6 protein-coding genes are annotated in these 6,065 nt (G+C 65.1%); 3 read left to right on the top strand and 3 right to left on the bottom strand.

The annotated features are described in order from the left end of the window. Positions 1-2,086, top strand: a 2,086-nt coding sequence (locus DUPY_RS20975) for an alpha-2-macroglobulin family protein (protein ID WP_275531539.1), incomplete at its 5' end; no start/stop codon positions are given. 35 nt (positions 2,087-2,121) lie between these two features. Beyond that, positions 2,122-4,203, top strand: coding sequence for a penicillin-binding protein 1C (pbpC, locus tag DUPY_RS20970; RefSeq protein WP_167359094.1), 2,082 nt, complete (start codon positions 2,122-2,124; stop codon positions 4,201-4,203). 19 nt (positions 4,204-4,222) lie between these two features. Here pbpC and DUPY_RS20965 read toward each other — a convergent pair whose 3' ends face one another. The 3 genes from DUPY_RS20965 to DUPY_RS28470 all read right to left on the bottom strand — a co-directional run bounded on the left by DUPY_RS20965 (position 4,223) and on the right by DUPY_RS28470 (position 5,598). After that, the gene (locus tag DUPY_RS20965) at positions 4,223-4,528 is read right to left on the bottom strand and encodes a hypothetical protein (protein ID WP_070250793.1); all 306 of its coding nucleotides are present in this window, start codon (positions 4,526-4,528) and stop codon (positions 4,223-4,225) included. Positions 4,529-4,630: 102 nt separating this feature from the next. Next, positions 4,631-5,314, bottom strand: a complete 684-nt coding sequence (locus DUPY_RS20960; protein ID WP_070250791.1) for a Bax inhibitor-1/YccA family protein — start codon at positions 5,312-5,314, stop codon at positions 4,631-4,633. A 92-nt stretch (positions 5,315-5,406) separates the two neighbouring features. Further along, on the bottom strand, positions 5,407-5,598 hold the full coding sequence (locus DUPY_RS28470) for a hypothetical protein (protein ID WP_167359093.1): 192 nt from the start codon (positions 5,596-5,598) through the stop codon (positions 5,407-5,409). On the opposite strand from DUPY_RS28470, the gene ndk reads away from it, so the two are divergent. Beyond that, positions 5,599-6,006, top strand: a complete 408-nt coding sequence (gene ndk / locus DUPY_RS20955; protein ID WP_019920462.1) for a nucleoside-diphosphate kinase — start codon at positions 5,599-5,601, stop codon at positions 6,004-6,006. Positions 6,007-6,065 lie beyond the last annotated feature (59 nt).

Raw genomic sequence — 6,065 nt, 5'->3', positions numbered from 1 at the left:
GGCGGCCGGCGGTGGCGGCGGCAAGGGCGGCGGGCGCGAGCTGTTCGAGACGCTGCTGTTCTGGAAGGCGCAGGTGGTGCTCGATGCCGACGGCGTGGCGTCGGTCGAAGTGCCGCTCAACGACTCGCTCACCGCGTTCCGCATCGTCGCCATCGCCAGCGCCGAGGCGGGCCTGTTCGGCACCGGCCAGGCCGAGGTGCGCAGCACGCAGGACCTGATGCTGCTCTCCGGCCTGCCGACGCTGGTGCGCGAAGGCGACCGCCTGCGCGCCATCTACACGGTGCGCAACACAACCGGCGCCGCGCTCGACGTGGCGCTCACGGCCAAGGCGGGCGCGCAGTCGCTGCCGACGCAAAAGGTCACGCTGGCCGCAGGCCAGGCCAAAGAGATCGGCTGGGACTACCAGGTGCCGGCCGGTGTGACAGCGCTGGCGTGGGAAGTTGGCGCCAGCGCGAATGCAGGCAACGGCGCGCGCGACAGCATCAAGGTCAGCCAGAAAGTGGCGCCGGCGGTGCCGGTGCGCACCACGCAGGCGACCTTGCTGCAACTCGATGGCAAGCAGTCGATGGCGGTGCGCCTGCCCGACGATGCGCTGCCCGGCCGTGGCGCAGTGCAGGCGCAGTTCAGTGCGCGCCTCGGTGGCGACCTGCCCGGCGTGCGCGACTTCATGCGCGACTATCCGTACCGCTGCTTCGAGCAGGTGGCGTCGCGCGCGATCGCGCTGCACGACCCGGCGCTGTGGCGCTCGGCGGTGGCCACCTTGCCGGCGCACCTGGACAGCAATGGCCTGGTCAAGTATTTCGCTCCCATGTTGCATGGCAGCGATAGCCTGACGGCCTACGTGCTGTCGGCCAGCCAGGAAGCGGGTTACGAACTGCCGGCGGAACTGAAGGCGCGCATGGAATCGGGCTTGCAGTCCTTCGTGCGGGGCAAGCTGTCGCTCGAGTCGCCGCTGCCCACGGCCGATTTGGCGGTGCGCAAGGTGGCGGCGCTGGAAGCGCTCTCGCGCAGCAACGCCATCAACCACGACGACCTCGAATCGTTCACGGTCGCACCGAACCTGTGGCCGACGTCGGCCGTGATCGACTGGTACCTGGTGCTCAAGCGCTCGCCCAAGTTGCCGCAGCAGGCCAAGCGGCTGGGGGAGGCCGAACAGATTCTGCGTGCGCGCCTGAACCTGCAAGGCACGACCATGGGCTTTTCCACCGAGCGCACCGACAACTGGTGGTGGCTGATGTCGTCGGCCGACAGCAACGCCAACCGCCTGCTGCTGGCGATGGCCGACAATCCAGCCTGGCGCGCCGACATGGGCCGGCTGGCGCGCGGCGCCCTCGGGCGCCAGCGCGCAGGGCATTGGGACACCACCGTGTCGAACGCCTGGGGCGTGCTGGCCATGGATCGCTTCAGTTCCGTGTTCGAGCGCGAGCCGGTGACCGGTAGCGCTAGCGCCACGTTGGGCGGAACCAGCAAGTCCGTGAATTTTGCGCCACCGGCCCAGGTGGATGCGGCTGGAGTCGAGGTCAATGCCAACGCCGCCACGACGACCGTCGCGCTGCCCTGGCCCAAGGGCAGCGGCACGCTGGAGCTGGCGCACGCGGGCACCGGCAAGCCATGGGTAACCGTGCGCACGCTGGCGGCGTTGCCGCTCAAGGCGCCGGTCTCGAGCGGCTACACCATCGCCAAGACCATCACGCCGGTCGAGCAGAAGACGCGCGGCGTATGGTCGCGCGGCGATGTGTACCGGGTGCGGCTGGAGCTCCAAGCGCAGTCGGACATGACCTGGGTGGTGGTGGACGATCCGATTCCCGCCAGCGCCACCGTGCTCGGCTCCGGTCTCGGTCGCGATTCGGCGCTGCTGGACCAGGGCAACCGCAAGGCCGGCTGGGCGTGGCTGGCGTTCGAGGAGCGCAGCTTCGACGGTTACCGGGCTTTCTACCAGTTCGTCCCCAAGGGCAAGTGGAGCGTCGAGTACACGGTGCGCCTGAACAATCCGGGCCAGTTCAACCTGCCGCCCACCCGTGTGGAAGCGCTGTACAGCCCGGAGATGTTCGGCGCGGCGCCCAATGCGCAGGTGGTGGTCAAGTGAGGGGCCTGTCTGCCGCGATGCTGACGCTGGTGCTGATGTCCGGCGTGGCGCCGGCCTGCGCGGCATCGTCCGTCCCCACGCCCGAACAGGTGCGCGCCGCGTATCGCAGCTCGGAATCTGTACTGCTCGACCGCCACGGTGTACCGGTACAGTCGCTGCGTATCGACATGCAGGCGCGCCGGCTGGACTGGGTGGCGCTGGCCGATATCTCGCCGGCGCTGCCGGCAGCGATCCTGCAGGCCGAGGACCAGCGCTTTTATGAACACGGCGGCGTCGACTGGAGCGCGGCGGCCAAGGCGGCCTGGGACAACCTGTTCCGCACCCGCCCACGGGGAGCATCGACCATCACCATGCAGCTGGCGGCGTTGCTTGATCCAGCCTTGCAGCCCCACTCGAAAGGCCGCAGCTGGGGCCAGAAGTGGGACCAGATCCAGGCCGCGCGCGAGCTCGACGCCGGCTGGACCAAGCCGCAGATCATCGAAGCGTATGTCAACCTGGTGTCGTTCCGGGGCGAGTTGCAGGGCGTGGACGCGGCCTCGCGCGGCCTGTTCGGCAAGGCGCCGTCGGGCCTGAACCTGACCGAGTCGGCGATCCTGGCCAGCCTGCTGCGCGCCCCAGTGGCGGCGCCGCGACTGGTGTCGCAGCGTGCCTGCTTGCTGGCGCACGAACTGCGCATGCCGGCCACCTGCGCCGACATCGAACTGCGCACCGCCATCGCCCTCGGACGTCCGCAGCTTGCCAGCGGCATCGCCCCGGCGCCCCAGGTGGCGCAACAGCTGCTGGCCGGGATGGCGGCCGGGCAGTCGGTGCGCAGCACGCTGGACTCCGACGTACAGCGCTTTGCCCAGGGCGCGTTGCGCCAGCAATTGATGGCGCTCACCGCGCGCAACGTCAACGATGGCGCGGTGCTGGTGCTCGACAACGCCAGCGGCGGCGTGCTGGCCTACGTGGGCAATGCCGGCGGCGCCGAGGTCGATGGCGTGACGGCGCTGCGCCAGGCCGGCTCCACCTTGAAACCGTTTTTATACGAGCTGGCGCTGGAACGCCGCCTGCTTACCGCCGCCTCGCTGATGGACGACAGCAGTTTCGGCATCGCCACTGGCGCTGGCACCTACGCGCCGCAGAACTACGACAAGGGTTTCAAGGGGTATGTCAGCGTGCGCACCAGCCTGGCCAGCTCGCTCAACGTGCCGGCCGTGCGCACCCTGGTGATGACCGGTCTCGACCGCTTTTATGCCCGGCTGCGGGACGTCGGCTTGAGCAGCCTGACCGAGTCGGCCGACTACTACGGTTATTCGTTGGCGCTCGGCTCTGCCGAAGTGTCGCTGCTGGAGCTGACCAACGCCTATCGCACGCTGGCCAAAGGCGGCCTGTACGCGCCGGCGCGGCTGGTGGACAAGGGCGCGCTTGCAAAGCCGGTGCGGGTGCAGGACGCGCGCGCCAGCTTCATCATCGGCGACATCCTGGCCGACCGGGGCGCACGCAGCACCACCTTTGGCCTGAAAAACGAACTGGCCACCACGTTCTGGAGCGCAGTCAAAACCGGCACCAGCAAGGACATGCGTGACAACTGGTGCATCGGTTACTCGGACCGCTACACGGTGGGCGTGTGGGTCGGTAATTTCGACGGCCAGTCGATGTGGGACGTCTCGGGCGTGACCGGCGCCGCACCGGTATGGCGCGACGTGATGGATTACTTGCACCACGGCCAGCCCAGCCGCGCACCGGCTGCACCCCCGGGTGTGGTCAAACGCCAGGTAGCCTACCAGCCGGCGCTGGAACCTGCCAGAGCCGAATGGTTTTTGGCGGGCACCGAAACCCCGGTCGTGGCGCTGGTGCAGGGCAGCGACAGCAGCCAGCCGCCGGCCATCGTCTATCCGGCAACGGGCAGCGTGATCGCCATCGACCCCGACATCCCGGCCGACCGCGAACGCGTGGTGTTCCACGCCCAGGCCGCGCAAGGCCTCACCTGGCGCCTGAACGGCAAGCCGCTGGCCGGCGCCAGCACCGACTACCCATGGGCCCCCCAACCGGGCAGCTACGAGCTGGCGCTGGTGGACGGCGCCGACAAGGTGGTGGCCAGCAGCCGCTTCCAGGTACGGGGCAATGCGCGTTAGTGAAGTGTCGAGGTGGAGGTTAGGTTAAATGCCAGCGCTGGCGAACCCAGCGTACTGACGTAACGCCACCAGCAAGCGCCCCTGTCGCCAGCCAGCCCAGGTAGAAAATGACCGCAAGCTGTGACCTCAGCGTCGGCTCGAAGCCGATCGTCAGCATGGCGAGGAGGGCAGCGATCACGACGCCGGCGCCGGCGCCGCCAGCAAAGATGATCGCCAGGGCGAAGGCAGAGCGGGTGGAATATTTGAAGCGAAATAAACAGAACAGGCCGGCGAACAGCGGTGTGCCAACGATGATCATGAAGATAAGCGGGACTGCGGGACCCATGGCGCTCCGCTATGTTTTGATTGATAAAAAAGCCGCCAACCCCTGCAGGTTGGCGGCTTTTGTGGTGCGCCGGTCAGGAAGACCCGGCGTGAGCGCTACAGCTTAGTCGCGGCTACCGCCGGCAAAGCCCAGCAGGGCCAGCAGGTTGGTGAAGATGTTGTAGACGTCCAAATACAGGCGCAGGGTGGCGCTGACGTAGTTGGTTTCGCCGCCGTTGACGATCTGCTGCACGTCATACAGGATGTAAGCCGAGAAGATGGCAATGGCCACGACCGAGATCACGATGCTCAGGGCAGGGATGGCGAAGAAGATGTTCGCAATCGACGCCAGGATCAGCACGATCACGCCGGCGAACAGCCAGGTACCCATGCCCGAGAAATCACGCTTGGTCACGGTAGCGATCGAGGCCAGTACCGCGAACACCGAAGCCGTACCACCGAACGCCATCATGATCAGCGTGCCGCCGTTGGAGAAACCCATGATGCGGGTGAGCAGCGGCGTGAGCATGATGCCCATGAAGAAGGTGAAGCCCAGTAGCAGGGCCACGCCCAGGCCGGAGTTCTTGTTCTTCTCGATCGCCCAGATGAAACCGAACGCGCCGGCCAGGAATACGATCATCATGATGCCGCCGGTCAGCGGCAGGTGCAGCGCCATGCCGAGCGCAGCGCCCAGCACCGTCGGAATCATCGACAGCGCCAGCAACCAGTACGTGTTACGCAACACGTTGTGCTGCACCGCCCGGCGACCGCTACTGAGGTCGTAGGTGTTTTGTTGCAAGTTGTTCATGATGCCTCCAATAGTTGGTGCGGAGCAAATCCGCTTAGTTAAAAGGATAGCACGCCCGCGCATAATTACCCAAAAAACTGGGGCAAAAGCACTTAAAGGGGGCTTAAACAAGCGGTAAGCGCCCGATATGGTGCCAGCCCGCCCCAAAAATGCCCGCGCAGCGCCATTGTTCGGGCCAATGTGGTGCCGGTTTTAGGAATGCGCAAGTGTTCTATGTTAAAATCGAAGGTTGATTGAACTATCAATTCTTGTTTTAAACCTTTCTTTTTATTGGAGTTTTTCAAATGGCAATCGAACGCACCCTGTCGATCATCAAACCAGACGCAGTTGCAAAAAACGTAATCGGCCAAATCTACAGCCGCTTCGAAAACGCTGGCCTGAAGATCGTTGCTGCGCAAATGAAGCAACTGTCGCGTGAAGAAGCTGAAGGCTTCTACGCTGCGCACAAAGAGCGCGGCTTCTTCAAGGATCTGGTCGATTTCATGGTGTCGGGTCCAGTCATGATCCAGGCCCTGGAAGGCGAAAACGCCGTCCTGAAAAACCGCGAACTGATGGGCGCTACCGATCCTAAGAAGGCTGACAAAGGCACCATCCGTGCTGATTTCGCCGACTCGATCGACGCCAACGCCGTTCACGGTTCGGACGCTGTTGAAGCCGCACAAGTAGAAATCGCCTACTTCTTCGGCAAGTAATTTTTTGTAATGTTCCCGTTTCCACCTTGGTGGAAACGGAAATTTTTTGTACTGTTTTG

It is taken from the genome of Duganella phyllosphaerae (assembly GCF_001758785.1).
Taxonomy (GTDB): Bacteria; Pseudomonadota; Gammaproteobacteria; order Burkholderiales; family Burkholderiaceae_D; genus Rugamonas; species Rugamonas phyllosphaerae.
This window is presented reverse-complemented; position numbering and strand designations above follow the sequence as displayed.

Bases quoted from the DNA above. Each gene is read 5' to 3' on its own strand.
- pbpC (WP_167359094.1), top strand. From the start codon at position 2,122: ATGTCCGGCGTGGCGCCGGCCTGCGCGGCATCGTCCGTCCCCACGCCC.
- DUPY_RS20965 (WP_070250793.1), bottom strand. From the start codon at position 4,528: ATGGGTCCCGCAGTCCCGCTTATCTTCATGATCATCGTTGGCACACCG.
- DUPY_RS20960 (WP_070250791.1), bottom strand. From the start codon at position 5,314: ATGAACAACTTGCAACAAAACACCTACGACCTCAGTAGCGGTCGCCGG.
- ndk (WP_019920462.1), top strand. From the start codon at position 5,599: ATGGCAATCGAACGCACCCTGTCGATCATCAAACCAGACGCAGTTGCA.